Genomic DNA, 22,029 nt, shown 5'->3' on the forward strand with positions numbered 1-22,029 from the left:
ATACTCTTGCATCAACTCCCCGCATATGATAATATAACAGTGAACGGACGACTGTTTTAAAGCGTCACACCGTTCTTGAAAATGGATATTTCCCTATATCCGTTTTTCTCATTACAAGTTTTTTCACCGTTTGCAACGGCAATAATCTTGTCTACAAACTTCTGCAACAACGCAGGCATGTCGGTGCCTTCTATAAGTTCGCCTGCATTGAAGTCAATCCAGTTTGGCTTGTTGTTGTAAAGATTTGTATTGGTAGAAATCTTCATTGTAGGTATGAATGTGCCGAAAGGCGTGCCACGTCCGGTCGTGAACAGCACAATCTGACAGCCGGCAGAAGCAAGAGCCGTTGATGCCACGAGGTCGTTTCCCGGTGCCGACAACAGGTTAAGCCCCTTTGTCTTCAGGCGGTCGCCATAGCCAAGCACGCCGCTTACCGGAGCACGTCCGCACTTCTGCGTACATCCAAGAGCCTTGTCTTCAAGCGTAGATATGCCGCCTGCCTTGTTTCCGGGTGAAGGATTTTCACCTACAGGCTCACCATGGCTCAAGAAGTATTCCTTGAAATCATTTACAAGCTTTACCGTCTGCTCAAACAATTCCGGAGTTTCACAACGGTTCATCAATATTGTTTCGGCTCCGAACATCTCAGGAACTTCCGTCAATATGGATGTTCCGCCCTGTGCAACTATGAAGTCCGACAGTTCACCTACAAGCGGATTTGCCGTGATACCGCTGAAACCGTCGCTACCGCCACACTTCAATCCTACGCGCAGTTCGCTGAGCGGGCACTCCGTACGCTCGTCTTTCTTTGCTATCTCATACAGTGAGCGCAATATTTTCATACCCTCTTCAACCTCGTCACCCTTGACATTCTGCGTGATAAGGAACTTTATTCTGTCCTTGTCATAGTCTCCCAGAAGTTTTTCGAACTGGTCCGGCTGGTTGTTCTCACATCCGAGACTCAACACAAGCACTGCACCAGCATTCGGATGAAGCACCATGTCACGCAAAACCTTGCGTGTATTCTCATGGTCCTCGCTCAACTGTGAGCACCCATAGTTATGATGCCAGGCATGTACTGCATCTATTCCTTCCAGATTTGTCTCTTTTGTCAGCAACTCGGCAAGGCGTTCGGCTATACCGTTAACGCATCCTACAGTCGGAACAATCCACACTTCGTTACGTATACCCACTTCGCCGTTCTTGCGAACATAGCCTTTGAAAGTGCGCTGCACCTTCTCTATGTTCAGTTTTTCATCCACCGGCTTATACTCATACGAAAGTGTTCCTGACAGATTTGTCTTGAGATTGTTTTCGTTTACCCATGTTCCGGCTTTCAGATCCTCCATGGCATGACCGATAGGATAACCGTATTTGATGATGTTATCACCCTTATTCGTATCGTTGATAAGTATCTTGTGACCGGCCGGTGTGTCCTGTAGAACGCAGACCTCTTTATTGTCCACATTTATGGTTTCGCCTTTGTTCAGTTGGCGCAGGCAGACAACAACCGAGTCTGCCGGATTGATTTTGATAAATGATGATTGATTCATGATATTTACATTTAATATTTATAATTGTGTTCTTCTGTAAAAGTCCACGTTCTCTTTAGTCAACAGTTCTATCGGCATATAGTTAAGCGGCTCGACCTCTTTCTGCAGTACGATATATTTAAATAAAGTGTCCACGCAATAGAAGCCCTGCATGAAAGCATGCTGCGCTATAAGGAACGAGATGGAGCCTTTCCGCAGGCATCTGGCATTCTTTTCCACCATGTCATATCCCATTATCTGCATGCCTTTACTGTTGTTTCTTAGAAAGAAATCCCCTACGATATGTGCTTTTGAGCACAGAGTTATGCAATGGTGCACATCAGGATGCAGTTTGAAAAACTCTTCCAATATCCCGTCGTATTCATTCTTGTCCTCATCCAAAGGCAGGTCCAGCTCCAGTATCTTGATATGAGGGAAATGGCTTCTCATATATTCTTTGAAACCTATTTCCCTGTTTTCCTGCTGCTTGCTGGCAAGTTTGCCGTCCTTCATCTGCTTCATCAGCATTATTTCCTTTTCCTGCGAAGCTATTAGCATGAGTATTTTTGCAGCAAAATATCCGCTGTTCTTAGAGTCCTGACCGACAAAAGACAGCGGCTTCAGTTCTGCCATATACGAATCGAGCAGTACGAACGGTATCTCCCGTTCATGAAGCTTGTCTGTAAATTCTTTTGTTATATCCGTTCCGCTCGGCACCACTATCACCCCGTTCGGATTGCATTCCAGACACTCTGTGAACGTTTTCCTGAACGAATCGTAGTCGTATCGCTTGTAATACAATATCTTTACATCGATATGGAAATCGCGACGCAACTCACAGGCTTTGGCAACGCCTTCTTCAATCTCTTCCCAATATGTCTCGGATTCGTGCTTTGGTATTATACAATAGAATGTATACGACTTGTTATAAGCCAGTGCACTGGCATACATGTTGGGCTGATAATCAATTTCTTTCAGTATTTTTTCTACTTTCTCACGTGCAGTCTTTGAAACATTGGGGCGATTGTGGAGTATGCGGTCTACAGTTCCGACCGATACCCCCGACTTTTCTGCAATATCTTTTATTCTGACTTTACCGCTCATTTGTTTTTGATTGTCGCTTAAAAATATGTGTTACGGACGTTTTAAGATATAATATATGGTTATGCAAAATTAGTAATAAAAACTGATTTGCCCGAATACAGGCAGATGTTTTTTAATAAAACCGCCTTTTTTCATTCATTTATTTGCTTGATTACAAATAAAATACTAATTTTGTGAACGTAATGAAAAAACAAACAACAATCAATAATTCTAATTAAAACAATTAAGACAATGGCAAAAGTTGTAACATTAGGCGAAATAATGCTTCGCCTTTCTCCTAACGGAAACGACCGTTTCATTCAGACAGATTCATTCCGTATCATCCCCGGTGGCGGTGAGGCAAACGTGGCTATCAGCTGCGCCAACTACGGACATGACGCTTATTTCGTAAGCAAACTGCCTGAACATGAGATCGGACAGATTGCAGTTAATTCACTGCGCCGTTACGGAGTCAACACACAGTTCATAGCACGCGGCGGAGAGCGCGTAGGTCTTTACTATGCAGAGACCGGTGCTTCGATGCGTCCGTCAAAGGTTATATACGACCGTGCCCACAGTTCCATATCAGATGCAGACCCCTCTGACTTCGATTTCGATGCCATTATGGAAGGTGCAGACTGGTTCCATTGGTCAGGAATTACTCCTGCCGTATCGGACAAGGCTGCAGAACTGACCAGACTTGCTTGCGAAGCTGCAAAGCGTCACGGTGTTACTGTTTCCGTAGACCTCAACTTCCGCAAGAAACTGTGGACTTCGGATAAAGCAATCTCTATCATGCGCCCGCTTATGAAGTATGTAGATGTTTGTATAGGCAATGAAGAGGATGCTGAACTTTGCCTCGGCTTCAAGCCCGATGCAGACGTAGAGGGCGGTCAGACCGACGCAGCCGGATATGAAGGCATATTCAAGCAGATGAAAGAAGAGTTTGGTTTCAAGTATGTTGTTTCTACTTTGCGTGAAAGCTTCTCGGCTACATTCAACGGCTGGAAGGCTCTTATCTATGACGGAAAAGAGTTCTACCAGAGCAAGCGTTATGAGATCAATCCGATTATCGACCGTGTAGGCGGCGGTGACTCGTTCTCTGGCGGTTTGATACACGGTCTGCTTACAAAGCCGACACAGGGTGAAGCCCTCGAGTTTGCAGTGGCTGCTTCTGCTTTGAAGCACACTATCAACGGCGACTACAACCTTGTAAGCGTTGCTGAAGTAGAGTCTTTGGCAGGCGGAAATGCTAACGGTCGCGTTCAGAGATAATATTCTAATTCTGTTTTCTCAGGTTTGCGGATATAAAAGTATATAATATCCGCAAACCTGATGACAGTATATAACAATAATAATATACAATGGCAAAATTTGATAAGGTTGCAGTTCTGGCTAAAATAGGTCAGACTGGAATGGTTCCGGTGTTCTATCACAAAGACGCCGAGGTGGCAAAGAAAGTCGTAAAAGCTTGTTATGACGGTGGCGTACGCGCTTTTGAATTTACAAACCGTGGCGATTTCGCACACGAAGTATTTGAAGAAGTTGTAAAGTTTGCAGCAAAAGAATGTCCTGAACTGGCACTTGGCATAGGTTCGGTTGTAGATCCCGCTACGGCAGCTCTGTATATTCAGCTCGGTGCATGCTTTGTTGTAGGTCCGCTTTTCAATCCTGAGATTTCAAAGATATGCAATCGTCGTCTTGTTCCCTACACTCCTGGTTGCGGAAGCATATCGGAAGTAGGTGCGGCACAGGAAACGGGCTGCGATCTTTGCAAGATTTTCCCCGGCGATGTTCTCGGTCCCAACCTTGTAAAAGGTCTTATGGCTCCCATGCCTTGGTCAAAACTGATGGTTACAGGCGGTGTTTCGCCAGACGAAGCAAATCTCACCTCATGGGTAAAGGCTGGCGTTTATTGTGTCGGCATGGGTTCAAAACTGTTCCCGAAAGATGTTATAGCAGCCGAAAACTGGCAGGCTATTACAGACAAGTGTGTTGAAGCATTAGGTTATATTGCCAAGGCACGCGGTTAATAATGCAATAAAAGGTTTCATGGGAGCATTTCTTATCCTGTGGAACCTTTTTTTTTCGGCTTGTTCTTCACAGTCCGACAGGGGAGAGGTGGACAGGCTGAATGATATTTCCTATTCATTTCATTATCGCAACATAGACAGTACGCGGCTTTATGCGGAAAAGGCACTTGCCCTTTCCGGCGGATACAGTTGCGGCAGGGCAGAGGCTTTCAACAATCTTGCATATATATATATAGTGCAGATGAACTATTCGGAAGCCAAGAAACTGTTGGACAGCATTGCTTCGTTTTCTGACAATCAGATAGAACTGCTTGTTGCAGACGTACAATACATGCGGCTTTGCCAAAGAGAGTCGCGCAACAAGGAATTCTATGACTATAAAGAACATGCTTCCAACAGGATACGCCGTATAGATGAAGAGAAAGAACAATTGTCCGAACATCAGCTCAGACGCCTTGTCTATGCAAAGTCCGAGTTAGCCATTGTAGCATCTACATATTATTATTATGTCGGTTTGGACAGACTGTCGGCAAAGGCAATAGACAGAATAGACGCCGATTGGGAACTTCAACGTGACACCGCACAATATCTTAATTATCTGTACCAGATCGGAAGCGGCGGTATTTTAAGTGGGAAAAACAATCTTGAAATAAGACAGAAAGAGCTGGATCAGCTTATAAAATGCTATATTCTCGCCCGGCAATACGGCTATAAATATTGGGAAGCAAACTCTCTTCAGGCGATAAGCGAGAAACTTGTAATAGAAGATGGCAGAGAAAAGTTGCTGAAAGACAATGCCATTGCATTTGGCATAATAAATTCGGACAATATGCCGGACAGTCTTATAGCCGGCTACCTTGCACAAAAGTCGTTGGAACAGTTCATTGCCTTTGGCGATGTATACCAGACTGCCGGTTCGTTTCGTACACTTGCGTCATGTTATTGGGCGGTAAACGACTATAAGTCGTCACTGATATGCCTCGACAACGCTCTGAACTACAACAAGGCGATACGGCAAGCCCCCGACCTTGTCGCGAGTATCTGCGAGCAACTGAGCCTTGTCTACTCGGCAATGGACGACAAACGCAACAGCGACATAAACAGAAACATATATCTTGACCTGCAGGAGCAGACGCGCCAGGACCGCCAGTTGGACGCGCGTGCAGAACAGTTGGACAAGTATTTGTCGGTGCTGAACATCATGATTGGCGGCATAGTGATATTGATAGTCACCGTTCTTATCCTCATTACCGTATTCTATTATCTCAACAGACGCAAGAAGAGAACCGCTTCTCTTGACGAACTTCTGAAACCACTGCACGAGTGGAAGACAAACAGCGACATGTATATAGAGCGGCTTGATGAAGAGTACGAACTTATAAACGAGAAATATGGCGTAAGCAAGGCAAGTCTTTCAAACAACAAGAGACGCAACATTGAAAACCAGGCAAAGATATTTCTTGCCAACAGCGTGATGCCTCTGATAGACCGCATGGTGAACGAGGTGGAGAAACTGTGTGCTCCGCAACCGGAAAACCCTGCAATACGCAGCGAAAGGTATGAGTATGTATCGGAACTTTCTTCAAAAATAGGAGAATACAACGATGTCCTTACCGAATGGATACAGTTGAGACGTGGACAGGTAAGCCTGCATGTCGAAAGTTTCCGTGTCAGTGACCTGTTCGATATATTGAAAAAAGGCAGCATGTCTTTCCGCATCAAGGGCATCAGACTTATCGTTGAAGACACCGATGATGTAGTGAAAGCAGACAGGGTGCTTACACTCTTCATGCTCAACACGCTGGCAGACAACGCAAGAAAGTTCACTCCCTCGGGAGGAGAGGTAACCATCGCATCAGAGACACACGATGATTATGTAGAAATATCGGTAAAAGACACGGGGACAGGGCTTTCGAAAGAACAGCTCGACAGTATCTTTTCACGTAAAATATCCGACGGACACGGTTTCGGACTGGTAAACTGCCGCGGCATAATAGAACAGTATCGCAAGGCAAGCAGCATATTCAGGGTATGTAAGATAGATGTGGAGAGCACGCAAGGCAAAGGGAGCCGCTTCTATTTCAGGCTGCCCAAAGGCATTGTCCGTTGCATTATCGCACTCATTTCCCTTCTGTTTTCCATGCCATGCCATACGTTTGCCTCCCGGGATACCCGCTCAAGTATTCTTAAACATGCGGAAGTTTATGCCGACTCGGCATACAGTTCCAATCTACATGGCAGATATCACAAGACAATAGCCTTTGCCGACTCGGCCATATATTGCCTTAACCGATATTACGAGACTGTAAATCCCGGTGGAAAGCACCGCATGATGCTCATAGACGGCGTGCCTTCAAACGCCGGCGAACTGAAATGGTTCCACGACAAGGTGGATGTAGACTACGGAATAATACTGAGTCTGCGCGACGAGTGTGCCGTTGCGGCACTTGCCCTGCACGACTGGCAGCTATATTACTATAATAACAAGGTGTATACGCAACTGTACAAAGAAGTTTCTACGGACAGAAACCTTGCCGAATACTGCCGTATAATGCAACGGGCTGAGACGAACAAGAATATTGCCATAATAATTCTTATCATCCTGTTGCTGATTATCATCACGGCATATTATTTCATGTATTACCGGAATGTAATATATTCACGTTCGTGTGTTGACAAGGTGAGGAGAATAAACGACATCCTTATTGCCGATACTGTTCTTGATGAAAAGAAAAAGCTTATGTCACAGCTCGACGAAGACAAGTATCCGCCCGAGCTTCGCAGCATTGTCGGGGAGATAAAACAGACACTCCGGGCATTTATAGACGAAAGCGAACGGAAGAAAGCGGACATAGAACTGGCAAAGGACGACCTTAAAAAAATCTGTTTTGAGAATGACAAGATTTATGTAAGCAACAACATTCTTGACAATTGTCTGAGCACTCTCAAACACGAGACGATGTATTATCCGGCGCGCATACAGGTGTTGACGGAAGAACGCGACGCCAATCTCAACACTATACGCGAACTGCTGCTATACTACAAGGAACTGTATGTGATACTTAGTACACAGACAATGCTCCAGATAAGAGACGTACAGAACGTATGCAATAGCATTTCTCTTGACGAATATGCCGCCACCGATCTGAAGATAAAGGGTGACAAGATACTGTTTGAGTATATGCTCGAGATACTGAGCAGGCTGGAAGAGAACAAGAAAATTGACATCACAGCGTCGGCAAAGGGCGACAAATATGTTGAACTTGATGTCTTTCTGCCTTCGCACGATATGACCGAAGAGCAGTGTAAGGCGCTTTTCACGCCTTCGACAGCCAACATTCCGTTTCTGATATGCCGGCAGATTGTGCGCAACAACAGTGAGACGACAAATCTGAGCGGCTGCGGTATCGTGGCAGAGCCTGCTCCCGGCGGCGGTATAGTATTGAGAATAGTAATGGCACGCGATAACAGAGAGTTTAAATAAAAAAGACAAGTGATGGAAACATTTAAAGTAATAATTGTAGAGGACGTACCCCTCGAGCTTAAAGGCACGGAGGGCATTCTGCGCAACGACATCCCCGAGGCGGAGATAATAGCCACTGCCGACAGCGAAAAGGCATATTGGGCGGCGATGAAACGGCAGTTGCCCGAGCTTGTGTTGCTCGACCTCGGTCTCGGAGGCTCTACTACAATAGGCGTAGAGATATGCAGACAGACAAAAGAGCTTTATCCAGGCATAAAGATACTGATATTTACGGGCGAGATACTCAACGAGAAACTGTGGGTGGATGTGCTCGATGCCGGTTGCGACGGCATCATTCTGAAAAGTGGAGAGATGCTCACACGCGAGGATGTTGCCAGTGTAATGTCCGGCAAGAGAATGGTTTTCAACCAGCCTATATTGGAGAAAATAGTGCAACGCTTTAAAAAGAACATCGACAGTGCACTGATAAGGCAGGAGGCTCTCGTTGACTATGAGATAGACGAATATGACGAACGCTTTCTGCGCCACATGGCTCTCGGATACACAAAAGAGCAGATTACAAACCTGCGCGGGATGCCTTTCGGTGTGAAAAGCCTTGAAAAGCGGCAGAACGAACTTATCCAGAAACTCTTTCCACACGGCAAAGGTGGAGCCGGCATCAATGCAACGCGTCTTGTAGTGCGTGCCATCGAACTGCATATACTTGACATCGACAACCTACATCCCGATGAAGACTGATGACAAACAACGGTGTTTTAAGGCATATTAAGGTAGGAAGCGCACTGCTTCTGTGCACACTGCAGATTTTGCTGGTGCTGCTGTCGTGGATACTTGCGGCAGCTTTTCCGGAGCTTTCGGTGCGCTCTCTTCTGAGTTCCGAGGGCATACGCTGGTTTCTCGGCAACTTTACGGACAACATGCAGACGCCCGTTCTTGTGTGGCTTCTTGTGGGTTCCGTTGCCTACGGGGCACTTCGGGACAGCAAGATGCCGCATGCCCTGCGCGAGTGTCTCGGCAAGAACAGGCTGCCATACAGCAAACGGCTTGCACTGTCGCTTGTCCTTTTTGAGTTTGTTGCATGTGTGGCGGTGATGTTCCTGCTTGCAGGAATACCTCATGCCATACTTCTAAGTGTTACGGGAAACCTGTTTCCAAGCAGTTTCAGCAACAGTATCATACCCGTAACGGCATTCTGTCTTTCGCTGTTTGCGGTCACTTTCGGCACAATAAGCGGAATGCAGAAGACGGCGGAGGATGTTTTCAGCATGCTTACCTCCGGCATTTCATACACTTTGCCGTTGTGGCTGATATACATATTGGGTGCCCAACTGTATTTTTCGCTGCTCTTTGTCTTTCCCGACTTTCCACTATGATACGTAAGTTCGGGATAAGAAACAATAGTTTCAGTCGTGTTCTCCTCATGGTAGGGACACATTTTTCACTTCGTTCAACAACACGTCTTGTATCTGTCCGCACGCCTCATAGAGGCGTTCTTTGCTGCATGCACACTGATAAAAGAGAAGAGACAACAAAATATTTGTATTGAAAAACAATTGTTTCTTGTCTGAACGCCTCGGTGAGGCGTGCGGACAGATACAAGACGTGTTGTTGAACGAAGTGAAAAATGTGTCCCTACATGATGGATATGTTCGGATGTTCGTTATCCCGAACTCGCATATATGATATATCCTATTGTGATACACCACGGCATATCCCTGTCTTCATGCCGTAAGTCATAATGCTATGATTTGCGGCATTTCGCTTTCTTTATGAATTTTCATAACGCCTGAATAAGGCAGCCTCTTGAATTTTTAGAATTGTTTGCCGCAAAATCCGCACGTATGCGTGTGCTGTCGCAAGTCGCTTTATATCAATGTTTTATGTCGAATTTGCGTTTTATGTGCAATAAAACGGCATGTTTTTATCCTGTTATCGGCATGTTTCGGATGTAAAGTTGCCCATTTCGGGTCGTAAAGCTATGGGTTACGGGTGCTAAAGCTATGTGTTTTATCCCCCAAAGTATGCCATTTTTGCATGGAAAAAGGCATATTTCAGACGTTTTCTGCAACATTTTCAATGACAAAAGTAGTCTTTAAGAACTTTTTAACATCTCGTTTGACAAAATAATCTGATGTTTTTCCGATGACAATTTGATATTGTTTTCGATGAAATGGTTTACATATTGATAGCGTAGTTGTATCATAAAAACGTTTGTATTGTTTATTTTATCCGCGTGGATGCAACAAAGAGAGTGAGTCAAAATTCTATATTTATTGTGAGTAGAGACATTAAACTCACATTAATATACAAAAAATCGGGGGCAGCAAAATGCTGTCCCCGATTGGTACTTATGAGATTTACTATATGTATCTCTTTCGTATACCTATGGGAAACAGGTGATTATTCACCCTTTTCCATCTTGGCTTTCAGTTCGGCAAGAGCACCCAGGTCACCAAGTGTTGTGCTTGCGGCAACGTTGTTGATTACAGGTGCATCTTCTTTCTTACCGGCTTTCTTTGCGCGAGGAGCTTTCTTCGGCTCTTCCTTCACATCCTCGAATGTACGGCTGTGTGACAGAATGATGCGCTTTGTCTCCTTTACAAACTCTATTACCTTGAACTCGAGTTCCTCGCCAAGCTGTGCCTGCGAACCGTCTTCTTTAACAAGGTGCTTCGGAGTAGCGAAGCCTTCGCCGCCTTCATTCAGTGATATAACAGCGCCCTTGTCCATTATCTCGGTAATTTTACCCATGTGTACAGAACCCTGTGTGTACAGTGTCTCGTATGTATCCCATGGGTTGTCCTCAAGCTGCTTGTGTCCAAGGCTGAGACGACGGTTCTCTTTGTCTATTTCAAGTACGACAACGTCGATCTCTGCACCTACCTGTGTAAATTCAGAAGGATGCTTTACCTTCTTTGTCCAAGACAGGTCGCTGATGTGTATAAGACCGTCTACGCCCTCTTCAAGCTCAACGAAGATACCGAAGTTAGTGAAGTTGCGTACCTTTGCAGTGTGCTTGCTGCCAACCGGATACTTAACCTCGATTGTCTCCCACGGGTCTTCCTTAAGCTGTTTGATGCCGAGAGACATCTTGCGCTCTTCGCGGTCGAGTGTAAGGATAACTGCTTCAACCTCGTCACCTACGTGCATAAATTCCTGTGCACTGCGCAGATGCTGGCTCCAGCTCATCTCTGAAACGTGGATAAGTCCCTCTACGCCTGTTGCTATCTCTACGAATGCGCCGTAGTCAGTGATAACAACAACCTTACCCTTTACATGGTCGCCGACCTTAAGGTCTGCATCGAGTGCATCCCATGGGTGCGGTGTGAGCTGCTTGAGACCGAGTGCGATGCGCTTCTTCTCGTCATCGAAGTCGAGAATTACAACGTTTATCTTCTCGTCAAGGTTTACAACCTCATGCGGATCGCTTACACGTCCCCATGAAAGGTCGGTGATATGGATGAGTCCGTCTACACCGCCAAGGTCAACGAACACTCCGTAAGATGTGATATTCTTAACAGTTCCCTCAAGAATCTGACCTTTCTCGAGCTTGCTGATAATCTCTTTCTTCTGTGCTTCAAGCTCAGCTTCGATAAGAGCCTTGTGCGAAACGACTACGTTACGGAACTCCTGATTGATCTTGACAACCTTGAATTCCATTGTCTTACCTACGAATACATCGTAGTCACGGATAGGATGTACGTCTATCTGGCTGCCGGGCAAGAATGCCTCGATGCCGAATACGTCTACAATCATACCGCCCTTTGTACGGCACTTGATGTAACCCTGGATAATCTCTTCGTTGTCAAGGGCTGCATTGACACGCTCCCAGCTCTTGCTGAGACGTGCTTTCTTGTGAGAAAGAAGAAGCTGTCCTTTCTTATCTTCCTGATTCTCAACATAAACTTCAACAACGTCGCCTACTTTCAGTTCAGGATTGTAACGGAATTCGCTTGCAGAAATGATACCGTCGCTCTTGTAACCGATGTTTACGATTACCTCTTTCTTGTCTACAGAGATAACGGTTCCCTCTACAACCTGGTGCTCGCTCACCTTGTTAAGAGTCTCGTCATAAGCCTTCTGAAGTTCTTCTTTGCTGACATCCACATGGGTTCCGTTCTCAAATTCTTCCCAGTTGAAGTCTGCCAACGGCTGTACGTTTTTAAAATCTGACATAAAATAAAAAAATTAATAATTAATAAAGTTAGACTTTATGTTAATAAACACTTGCACTGCCGGCATATATTCCGTTGTATTACATACATGGCAATATGCCACAGCAATGCGAAATCGGGTGCAAAGATACAATATTTAATTTTAACGGCGTTAAGTTTTGTTCAAAAAGTCATTGATATACATGTATATAGAACTGTTTTTATCTTTTTTAACACTGTATTCGGCATATATAAAAACGAAACACGACATATTGACTTGCGAAAGGTCGTGTTTTGCAACTCAATATGCCGTGTTTTAAAAGGCGAAATGCCACCTTTCAGAATGCAAAAGGTAACATCCTAACTGCCACACAGTTGCCGGTAGGGACAGATGTCACAGTTGCTCCTGTCGGCTGTCGGTTCAAAGTCGTGTTCATTATTATATATGTCTTTTATCAATGCAATAAGATTGAAGCGGAACTCGTCATCATATTCTTTTATGTCCGTTATCTTCTCTTTTCCAAACAGAAGGGTAGGGTCATAGCCGTCTTTCCGGGTGTGTTGTATGAAAAGCAGCGCCGGACTTACGCCGAGACCGTTATGGTTGTAATGCACATTGTTGCGTACAAGCGCAGAGTAGAGCATCGCCTGAAAGTAGTAGTCGGTATGCTTTTCCCTCAACAGCGACGGGTCGAACACCTCTTCCACGCTGCAAGGTTTCCTTGTTATGCCGCTTCCTCCCGTCTTATAGTCTATCACACGTATACGTTGCTGTCCCGTTTCACTGTCCGTTATCATGTCGAGACGGTCTATACGTCCGCCTATCTTTACGGTGTGCCGGGTTTCACCCGTATCGAAAGCAACATCTTCAAACACATCGCCTTCCAGACATATTATCGTAAAGGGGGCGAGAGTTTTGTCTATCTCGAGCAGACGCCTTATATATCGTATTATCACTTCCCTGTTTATGAGTTGCAGTCCGTTGTATTCCACCGCCCGCAGAGTGCTGTCCGAAGTCTTGAAGAACTCTTGTCTGAATGCTGTATCAACGGTTGTCTCTATAAGTTTACGGTCTTTAAGCACCCGTTCTATATCCGTTGACTTCACCAAACCGTCGGGTTGCATTATCTGTCTGTATATCAGTTCTGATGCAAGGTGGAATATATTGCCGAATATCCTGTTGTCTATGTCGTCGTCGATGTTGTCCGGCTCTTTTATCTTTGCCACATTATTATAATAGAAGCGCAGCGGACACCGCCTGTAATTGTTCATTGCGGTTGGCGAGAGATACCCTATGTTCATCAGACGGTCCATAACTTCTGGTGTTTTTTCTATGCACCGGGGAGTCATGATATTACGGTCTTTCTCCGTATGTAGCGTCCTGCGTTCTATCGCATATCCGCTTTCCACCATGAGTTGCATCATGAAACGGCTCATCTCTCCGGTCTGTCCGTCGTCTGTCGAACTGTTGTAGACAAGGGTTATGTCATTTGCACGCTGCAGCATCCGGTGAAAATAATATGAATATATAGCCACTTTATTGTCTATGGTGGTAAGTCCGTATGCCTTGCGGATAGAGTAGGGGATGAAAGACGAGTCGCCGAGACTTTTGGGCATGTGCCCCTCGTTGCACGAAAGGACAAGGATATGGTCGAAATCGAGGTTTCTTGTTTCGAGAACTCCCATTATCTGGGTGTTCACAACCGGCTCTCCGTGGAACGGAATGCTTGTTGTGGATATGAGTTGCAGTATCAGTCGCTGCAGTGTTATGTTGTCCGCTATCAGGTCACCCGATGATATAAGTCCGTTGATCCTTACAAGAAGCGTGTGTATGCAAAATACCGACTCCTGGAAAAACGCGTCGCCGTCTTTGGCATTGCGTGCAATCTCAGCCACGATGTCTGTCAGCCAACTCACGATACCACTGTTTTTTTCAATTCCGAATACAAGCGACAGTCCATTGTCGAGCGACAATTCGTCTGCCGCAAGACTGTGTCCGCGGTCGGCATAGAGCATGTCTTTAAGCTCTTTGCACCTTGTGGAGATGAAACGGGAGTAGGGGTGGGTTATCACAGGCATGACATAACGCCTCTTGAACTGCCGTCTGCCGGCATTGTATCCGTTGAGATACAGCGACGAAAGGCGTAAGACAAGAGATGACAGAGGCGACTGCGACAGCGGAAAGCCTGCCGTAACGTTGACATTTCCGGCTTCTTCGGGCAGACAGTGCACCACTGTCTGCAACATGTTTTCATTGCACAACACTACTGCGGTGCGCTGTCCGGCACCGGTTCTGCCGTTTTCACGTAGCCAGCTGCTTATATATCTTGCCTGAATGCTGTCCGTTCCGGAATTGATATATACAATGTTCTTGCGCTTTGACATATTGTCGTATATATCCGTGCTTGTACTGTCAAGTTCGTTCGGATAATACTTCAGATATCCGGAAATGTAATGCCCGGCTTCATTTACGGCGTCTTTCCCGCCCGAAGGCATGTAATACTTATCGAAATCCCAATAGAAACGTGCCTTGTCCTGTTCCTGCAGACGGTCGAAAATCTTCCGTTCCACTTTCTGAACCACATTGAATCCTACAAACAGATACGTGTCATATTTGTATTCTATGGTGTCGTCGGACGCCACATCACGGTAAAGCATGCCCTCGTATGCAATGTTCTGCTTTCTGAGTCTTTCCCTGTAATCGTCGTATATGTTGCCGATGTTGCTCCACAACTGCATGAACCTTTGCTTCAATATAGTGTCCTGATCTTCGGAAAAGTTGCTGAAAAACTTTTGCAACGTAGCCTTCTGCTCGGGCGTAAGATATGATATGTCGTCAAGCCGGTGCATGTTTTTAAGGTTGGAAAACACATGTCCGGCGTCTGCCATGTTCTTGTCTATGTCGTCAAAATCGGCAAGCAACAGTTCGCCCCAGCCATAGAAATGGTCGAGAGTCTCGTCTATGCCGGTGCATCGTATGAAGCTTTTATGCAGGTCGCATATAAGTTTTATACGGTCGCCGACCTCAAGTGACGAGTGCCGCCTGAACATTTCGCTGATGGTGAGATATGCCGGAGACCACAAAGGGCGGCGTGCTGTCCTTGTCAGACTGTCGCTAAGGAACAACGATGCACGCTTGTTGGGAAAAACAACCGCCATGTGCGACAGGTCATAGCCGTATTTCTTTATGATGTCTTCTGCAACGTAATCAAGGAATGTCTTCATATTCAAGCATATAAATGTTACGGTTAATTTTTCACTTCCACAATCTTGTTGGTATAAACGAACCACAGATATCCGCTTATATTGGTATATCCCATAGAACCAAGCAGCGCCATATATTCTCTTACCTGTGCGGGATATTCATCTTTAGGACGTCCGAATTTAAAGTCAACGACAATCATTCTTTCTCCGTCTGTCATCACCCTGTCGGGTCTGCGCCTTATTACGTCTCCCGTATCGTGATCAAAAGAAAGTATCTCACACTCGTTGAAAAGCTGCCAATGCGGAGAGAACCAGTCGGCAACACGCTTGTCCGCAAATCTTTTGGCAAGCATTGTGCGCACCTTGTCTGCCGACAAGCCGGTGGTATCGAGCACTCCTTCAAACTCGAGTTGCCGCAAAACGCTGTCTACATCGGCTGTTGTCCTTATGCGCGAGAATACGTTGTGCATCACATTGCCTATGGTTATATACTCATTCCGGTCGCTTTCGTCACCGTCGTCGTTGATAAAGGCACGGCTTTTGTTGCTTTGAACAAACTTGACCGGTGTGCCGAACGACTCTATCTTGATATCCAACGGTGTCTGTGGCTGCATGAAGACATTGGCGGTGGCTCTTCTCTCTTTCTTTTCACTTATATACAGTCTGCCATACGAGAACGTTACGCCCTCGTCTTCTGTCTCATTGAATGTCGATTGCGGAAGTTCTTCGTGCAGTTTAGGCAGACATTCCTGCAACAATGTGGAACGTGAGTTCTTAGCATCCTGCTTTCCTATGATGAAAAGGTTTTTACCGGCACGCGTAAATGCCACATAAAGAAGGTTCAGATTGTCGACAGTGTTCTGCATGTGCTCATGTCTGTAATCATCGGCATATATGGTATCGAGCAGTTTGCTTCCATATCTCACCGGTATCACAGGCAGTTTGTTGAACGGAGCCACAGAGGGGCGGCACCATAGTGTCTCGGAAAAGCGGTATTTTTCTATTTCCCAATCACAGAAAGGTATGATGACATTGTCAAACTCCAGCCCTTTGCTCTTGTGTATGCTTATTATCCTTATTCCGTTTACATCGTCACTCTGTATGGTTTTGTCCATGATATTCTCTTCCCACTCTTCCAATAGCCCGTCGATATCTGCCGGATTGTCGTTTATGAATGCGTTTACGCAGTCGTAGAAAGAGCAGATGAATGCGCTTTGTCCGTCAAGAGCGTCCAGGCAGAAGATGTGATAGATATGCTCGATGAGGTCGAACAGCGGCATGTCAGGCAGTGTTTCAAAGTTCTTTACAAACTCTTCCGGAAGGAAACTGTCGTCGTTATTGCCGCTTATGAAGAGATCGTTGTCCGTCAACGCATCATCAATGACAAACTTACGGTAGTTCTTTATAAGTTCCGCCTTGGTCAATATATCGTCCGGATGACTGAGATAACGAAGGGCACCTATGATGATGTTCACGGCAACCGACGAACCTATCTTGAAAGCCTCGTCACTTACAATCTTTATGTCTGTATCGCTGAAATACTCGGCTATGACCGGTATGTGCTTTTTGGTACGTACCAGTATGGCAATGTCGTCAACACACGCCCCGGCAGCGATGAGTTCCATTATGCGTGTCTTTACATTCAGAAGAGTATTCTCCTGATAATCAAATTTCGGAAGCAGCGTTATCTCCGCCAATCCACGCTCTTCTTTCCCTGAAGGCACAGTCTGGCAAACATCTGCATATGCGTCTTTCAGTTCATGCGCCTCACTTTCGTTTATTTCCCTTTCCTTTTCGTATTCTATGTCTACGGCTATCTTGAAGAAAGCGTTGTTGAAATCTACGATATTGCGCTCTGAGCGGTAATTGGTGTTAAGGGTACGTATTGACAGTTGTTCGGCAGGCGAACTGAATTGTTTCTCTATACCGTTGAGAAGCCGCCAGTCTCCCGACCTCCATCTGTATATACTTTGTTTTACATCGCCGACTATGAGATTGCCAACTGTCCCGCTGTCACCGTTCACGTCGCTGTTGCTCATACACTCTTCAAGCAATATCTTGAAGTTTTTCCATTGTATCGTACTCGTATCCTGGAACTCGTCAATCATTATATGTTCCAGTCGCGCTCCTATTTTCTCAAATATAAAGGGAGAGTCCGAACCGTTTATCAGTCCGTGCAGCAACTGTTGCGTATCGCTGAGCAGGAACTGGTTGGTGTCGGCATTTATCTCTCTCATCTTCTTCTCTATGTTATTCAACAGTCTGAGCTGACTGAGATATTGCAGAGTTACCATTGCCGACGAGCAAAGTCTCCACAGTCTTGCACGGTCGTTCTCTGCATTTTCCAAAATACCCATGAGTTGTGTTTCTGCCAGTGACAATATAACATCTCTGTAAGGACTGGTCTTTGAAGCCCATTCCTGTGGGGAAGCAAGGCATTTTTCGAGCGTTTTGGTCAGAAAGACGCCGTCACTGAAGTCATTGCCGCGCAATTTCCTGAAATATCCGGCAATGCCTCTTGCCCCGCTTTTAAGGTCTTCGGGAACAAGACCGGCATTGCTCAGTGTCTTTTCAAACATATCGGCATAGTCTTCCATTTGCTTTTTCACGCTAAAGATTATGCCATTCAGTTCTTTTATATAGTCTTCAAAGAAATTACGCTCGGATATCTTTTCGTTAAGCACCGGGCTTTCCTGCCTGTATACATTATTAAATATGTTCTTTCCAAAGTGTTTTATGTCGGAAATGATGTTCCAGCCTTTGTCATCGTCAATGTTTTCCAATATAAGGCTGATAATCCATTTCAGTACAATGCTTGAACTGTCGAGAGATTCTATCAGTCTGTCTACGGCAAACGTCTCCGCCTGATTGTCGTTAAGCGCCAGACGGAGGTTTGTTGTCAGCTCAAGCTCACGCGAAAGGTTTCTTAAAACTCCCTGGAAGAATGTATCTATTGTCTGCACATGGAAGTAACTGTAGTTGTGCATGAGGTTTCCAAGTGCCTTTCCTGCCTGTCTGCTTGCATATTCCTTTGATATGCCAAGCTGTTCTGTGACAACATTGATGTATCCTTCCGAGTCCGGCAACAGTTTCCATATACCATACAACTGGCTGAGTATGCGCATTTTCATCTCTTCCGTGGCTTTGTTCGTGAAAGTCACGGCGAGAATGTTGCGGTAGCTTTGTGGATTTTCAATCAGCAGTTTTATATATTCCGTAGCAAGTGTAAAGGTCTTTCCGCTTCCCGCACTTGCGTTGTAAACGACTAATGGTTTCATAAATATCTGTTTTATTACCAGTCTTTGAACAGTTCGAACCCGAAACGGCAGCCTATACCGTCAAACTTGTTGTTGCGTGTGGCGGCAAACACGCCCATGGAAAACAGTCTGTTTGTAAATCCGTAGCCGTATTCTATGTACGGATGAAGGTGGTTTACGAACAGCGTGTTTATGTAAAACCTTTCGGTTTCTATTGTTCGTCCTATCAGGGGCAGGTGGGAAATGAGCATCATGGGTGCCTCATAGGTAGCGTTGGTACGGACATAATACTCGGAAGCGTTGTACCAGTTGCTGTTAAGTATCTGAAATTCGCCTGTCCAGTCGTCGTTCCAGCCTCCGGGAATGTTCTCGTCGCAGAAATTTGTGTAATCGAGAAAATACGAATCTTTGTCCTTTGCAGTGTAGAAACCGAACCCCGCCCTAAGCGAAAGCGACCTTATGCTGTGATATTTCTTCATCCATGAGGCATCGAACTCGAAACGTTCATAGTTCATTACCGACTGACCTATCCCCTTGATACCTCTTTCATAATCGGCGGTAAAGTACACTCCGGTCCAACCCCACGGGCGTATCTGCATCTGCAATGTCGGCGAAAACGACTGATATGTTGTAGGTTTTCCTGCCAGTTCAAAGCCTTTTCTGTCAACGGCAGACCGTCTGTGAAACATCATACCAGGCTGTATACTGAACTTCGATGACAGGTCGTAGTTGGTTATGAACTTTACATAGAAATCCTTGAAATAGTCAAGGTTCATCTTATCCCAGTCTATATCGCTCAACGACTCGTGCTTTATCCGGTCCACAATGCTCGAGTTTGTTATTCTGTTTCCATTACCGATTTCCGCAACCATATATCCGTTGCGCCTTTTGTTGAAAGTATATGTAAGCGGAAGTTTAAAGTAAAGCTGATGTTGTTTGAATGAATAACCCGCCTTAAGATACAACGAAATGTCGCTGTTTGAAGAGAAAACATAGCTTCCGCGCACTTTCATCTTATATGTAACGCCCTTGCTGTTGCTGTATCCGAGGTATAAAGGGTTGAGAATAGGGGATATTCTGAACGATCCTCTGTCGGATGTGCCGAAGTTTCCTTTTATTCTGTTCACCAGATTGTCACCGATGACATCCCATAAAACGTCTTTTTTCCTGTCTTCAGATGACCTTGTTGTATCCGATATGCTTCTTATGGAATCGAATCTGTTGTATATACTCACCTCTTTCCGTGGCAACGGCTCGGGGCGGAGCCTGTCCATAAGCGCCCTGTCGTGCGAGTCGGTTACGGTATCCGCCTGCATTACCGGAGCGGTTGCTATGGCATGATGACTGGTTGTTATCTTGTTTCCAAGGAATTTGAATGATGCTTCGATGTCGCATGTCCGCGGAACAAGCGACTTCAAGCCCTCACTGCCCATTACAGCCCTTATCCTGAAGTTTATCATGTCATGCTCTCCCGAGAAGTATATGCTGATTATCCTGCCCGTCGAATTGTCGATAATGGCTGTACCGCTTATCATCTGCGTATTGTGCAGCTTGGGTAAGAACAATATTTCCGAACGGTTTTCGGTGAGATGTGTTACCTTGTATTTGTAGAATTTCTTGTTTATACGGTTGAAAGGCGACAGCAGGTTGTTGCCTATCATTGTGGGCTTATACAAAGCAGGTACCTGAAACGAGTTTATTACTGACATTGCCTTACGGTGATGAGGAATGGTTCCCACGCTTACATGTAACTGCGGCTCCGTTGCCTTGCCGTTCTTGAGTTTTATGGTGCTGTATGTCTCCCCGACATACTCCTTGTTTCCTCTTGCCACCGCATACATTGTAGGAATGACAAGCAGGGTAGGGTTGCGCTTGTCGACAGTTATTGTATATCTTACATACACATTTACCGATGTGCTGTCTTTGTCTGCAAGTGTATTAATATAGGAAAAAACACGGTCGAGGATTAAAGAACCGTCATGATTCTTTGCCTCTGTATTCGTTACAGTGAACGGCTGTACTACGAAAAACAACAATATAAGAAGTCCTGACAAGTGTTTCACAAACACAAAGGTACAAAAAAATCCTCTTCCATGTGCAGGAAGAGGATTTTATTAGCATAAATAATCTTTATCCAAGATACTTTATCAATATTTTCGCATTACCGCTGTCGCGAAGCTTTGCAATGCTTTTTTCGCGTATCTGCCTTACGCGCTCGCGTGTAAGACCAAGCTGATCGCCTATTTCTTCAAGCCCTTTCTCGTGACATCCTATACCAAAGCATTCGCGGATAATGGTTATTTCCCTTTCTTTAAGCACCTTGCTCAACACGCTGTTCAGTTCTTGTGCCATTGATTCGTGGTCTACAACACGGTCGGTACGACTGTCTTCGCCGCTCGGCATCACATCAAGCATGCAGTTATCCTCACCATCCTGGAACGGTGCATCTATGCTTACGTGATGACCATCGGCAGCCAAAGACTGTCCGATCTTCTCCTCGTCAAGGTTGGTTGCTTCGGAAAGTTCCGACACAGACGGATGTCTTTGGTTCTCCTGCTCGAACTTGTTTATCTCATGATTAATCTTATTGAGCGACCCGACCTGGTTTAACGGCAGACGGACAATGCGGCTTTGCTCCGCAATGGCCTGCAATATGCTCTGGCGTATCCACCATACGGCATAAGAAATGAATTTAAATCCACGTGTCTCATCAAACTTCTGTGCAGCCTTTATCAAGCCTATGTTTCCCTCGTCGATAAGGTCTGTAAGTGTAAGTCCTTGGTGTTGATATTGTTTGGCAACAGATACGACAAAGCGAAGGTTGGCAGTGACAAGCTTGTCCTTGGCACGTTCACCCTCCGGACCGCCTTTCTTGATTTTCTGGGCAAGCTCTATTTCCTCGTCAATGGATATCAACGGAGCGCGTCCTATTTCAACAAGATATTTGTCAAGTGCCTCACTTGAGCGGTTTGTGATACTCTTTTGAATTTTTAATTGTCTCATTCTTGATGCCTTAAAAAAACGTTCTAAAATCCTGATATATAAGCAAATAGTCGAAATTATGCGACAAAATGCATGCAAAGGTACAAAAATTATTTCAAATAATCAATGTTTTGACACATTTTATTTATACAAAAAAACTGTATAATAAATCGGGGTAGTTTCAACTGGCAAGTGCAAAATTAATGATTTGTTTGAAGAATTCTTCTTTCGGGGTTGAGAAATTTAGTTTCTTTCTCGGTCTGAGGTTCAATTTCTTTCCCACTTTCTTGATATAGTTGT

Annotated in this window: 12 protein-coding genes and 1 pseudogene; 5 read left to right on the forward strand and 8 right to left on the reverse strand. The window is 45.2% G+C overall.

Annotation, left to right across the window (positions count from 1 at the left end):
* Window positions 1-56 precede the first annotated feature (56 nt).
* On the reverse strand, window positions 57-1,553 hold the full coding sequence (locus tag HPS54_RS07085; RefSeq protein WP_172344759.1) for a UxaA family hydrolase: 1,497 nt from the start codon (window positions 1,551-1,553) through the stop codon (window positions 57-59).
* 18 nt (window positions 1,554-1,571) lie between these two features.
* Window positions 1,572-2,636, reverse strand: a complete 1,065-nt coding sequence (locus HPS54_RS07090) for a LacI family DNA-binding transcriptional regulator (RefSeq protein ID WP_172344760.1) — start codon at window positions 2,634-2,636, stop codon at window positions 1,572-1,574.
* 231 nt (window positions 2,637-2,867) lie between these two features.
* Here HPS54_RS07090 and HPS54_RS07095 point away from each other — a divergent pair, with 231 nt between their 5' ends.
* The 5 genes from HPS54_RS07095 to HPS54_RS07115 all read left to right on the forward strand — a co-directional run bounded on the left by HPS54_RS07095 (window position 2,868) and on the right by HPS54_RS07115 (window position 9,505).
* Window positions 2,868-3,890, forward strand: coding sequence for a sugar kinase (locus tag HPS54_RS07095; RefSeq protein WP_172344761.1), 1,023 nt, complete (start codon window positions 2,868-2,870; stop codon window positions 3,888-3,890).
* An 89-nt stretch (window positions 3,891-3,979) separates the two neighbouring features.
* Complete coding sequence (locus tag HPS54_RS07100) at window positions 3,980-4,648, forward strand: bifunctional 4-hydroxy-2-oxoglutarate aldolase/2-dehydro-3-deoxy-phosphogluconate aldolase (RefSeq protein WP_172344762.1); 669 nt, start codon at window positions 3,980-3,982, stop codon at window positions 4,646-4,648.
* 19 nt (window positions 4,649-4,667) lie between these two features.
* Window positions 4,668-8,132 carry an ATP-binding protein gene (locus tag HPS54_RS07105; RefSeq protein WP_172344763.1) on the forward strand — a complete coding sequence of 1,155 codons (3,465 nt, stop codon included), beginning with the start codon at window positions 4,668-4,670 and terminating at the stop codon, window positions 8,130-8,132.
* A gap of 12 nt (window positions 8,133-8,144) precedes the next feature.
* Window positions 8,145-8,870, forward strand: coding sequence for a DUF5932 domain-containing protein (locus HPS54_RS07110; RefSeq protein ID WP_172344764.1), 726 nt, complete (start codon window positions 8,145-8,147; stop codon window positions 8,868-8,870).
* Window positions 8,870-9,505 carry an ABC transporter substrate-binding protein gene (locus HPS54_RS07115; RefSeq protein WP_172344765.1) on the forward strand — a complete coding sequence of 212 codons (636 nt, stop codon included), beginning with the start codon at window positions 8,870-8,872 and terminating at the stop codon, window positions 9,503-9,505. Before HPS54_RS07110 ends, HPS54_RS07115 begins: the two co-directional genes overlap by 1 nt.
* Before the next feature lie 1,027 nt (window positions 9,506-10,532).
* Here HPS54_RS07115 and rpsA read toward each other — a convergent pair.
* The 6 genes and pseudogenes from rpsA to HPS54_RS13085 form a co-directional block, all read right to left on the reverse strand.
* A complete protein-coding gene (gene rpsA, locus HPS54_RS07120) occupies window positions 10,533-12,308 on the reverse strand; it encodes a 30S ribosomal protein S1 (protein WP_172344766.1) in 1,776 nt (591 codons plus the stop codon).
* Window positions 12,309-12,646: 338 nt separating this feature from the next.
* Window positions 12,647-15,511, reverse strand: coding sequence for a PD-(D/E)XK nuclease family protein (locus tag HPS54_RS07125; protein WP_172344767.1), 2,865 nt, complete (start codon window positions 15,509-15,511; stop codon window positions 12,647-12,649).
* Between the two features lie 23 nt (window positions 15,512-15,534).
* Window positions 15,535-18,768: a UvrD-helicase domain-containing protein gene (locus HPS54_RS07130; protein WP_216653053.1), complete on the reverse strand. Its 3,234-nt coding sequence runs from the start codon at window positions 18,766-18,768 to the stop codon at window positions 15,535-15,537.
* 14 nt (window positions 18,769-18,782) lie between these two features.
* Window positions 18,783-20,810, reverse strand: a complete 2,028-nt coding sequence (locus tag HPS54_RS07135) for a DUF5686 family protein (protein WP_172344768.1) — start codon at window positions 20,808-20,810, stop codon at window positions 18,783-18,785.
* Window positions 20,811-20,877: 67 nt separating this feature from the next.
* Window positions 20,878-21,750 (reverse strand): sigma-70 family RNA polymerase sigma factor, encoded by an 873-nt coding sequence (locus HPS54_RS07140; RefSeq protein WP_172344769.1) that lies wholly within the window; start codon window positions 21,748-21,750, stop codon window positions 20,878-20,880.
* Window positions 21,751-21,910: 160 nt separating this feature from the next.
* Window positions 21,911-22,029, reverse strand: a pseudogene (locus HPS54_RS13085) (IS30 family transposase); the annotation flags it as partial.

The organism is Xylanibacter caecicola, assembly GCF_013166515.1.
Lineage (GTDB): Bacteria > Bacteroidota > Bacteroidia > Bacteroidales > Bacteroidaceae > Prevotella > Prevotella caecicola.

What these genes read in the sequence shown, in the direction of transcription:
- HPS54_RS07100 (WP_172344762.1), top strand. Translation starts at nt 3,980, where the DNA reads ATGGCAAAATTTGATAAGGTTGCAGTTCTGGCTAAAATAGGTCAGACT.
- HPS54_RS07105 (WP_172344763.1), top strand. Translation starts at nt 4,668, where the DNA reads ATGGGAGCATTTCTTATCCTGTGGAACCTTTTTTTTTCGGCTTGTTCT.
- HPS54_RS07140 (WP_172344769.1), bottom strand. Translation starts at nt 21,750, where the DNA reads ATGAGACAATTAAAAATTCAAAAGAGTATCACAAACCGCTCAAGTGAG.
- rpsA (WP_172344766.1), bottom strand. Translation starts at nt 12,308, where the DNA reads ATGTCAGATTTTAAAAACGTACAGCCGTTGGCAGACTTCAACTGGGAA.
- HPS54_RS07125 (WP_172344767.1), bottom strand. Translation starts at nt 15,511, where the DNA reads ATGAAGACATTCCTTGATTACGTTGCAGAAGACATCATAAAGAAATAC.
- HPS54_RS07085 (WP_172344759.1), bottom strand. Translation starts at nt 1,553, where the DNA reads ATGAATCAATCATCATTTATCAAAATCAATCCGGCAGACTCGGTTGTT.
- HPS54_RS07090 (WP_172344760.1), bottom strand. Translation starts at nt 2,636, where the DNA reads ATGAGCGGTAAAGTCAGAATAAAAGATATTGCAGAAAAGTCGGGGGTA.
- HPS54_RS07110 (WP_172344764.1), top strand. Translation starts at nt 8,145, where the DNA reads ATGGAAACATTTAAAGTAATAATTGTAGAGGACGTACCCCTCGAGCTT.
- HPS54_RS07130 (WP_216653053.1), bottom strand. Translation starts at nt 18,768, where the DNA reads ATGAAACCATTAGTCGTTTACAACGCAAGTGCGGGAAGCGGAAAGACC.
- HPS54_RS07095 (WP_172344761.1), top strand. Translation starts at nt 2,868, where the DNA reads ATGGCAAAAGTTGTAACATTAGGCGAAATAATGCTTCGCCTTTCTCCT.
- HPS54_RS07115 (WP_172344765.1), top strand. Translation starts at nt 8,870, where the DNA reads ATGACAAACAACGGTGTTTTAAGGCATATTAAGGTAGGAAGCGCACTG.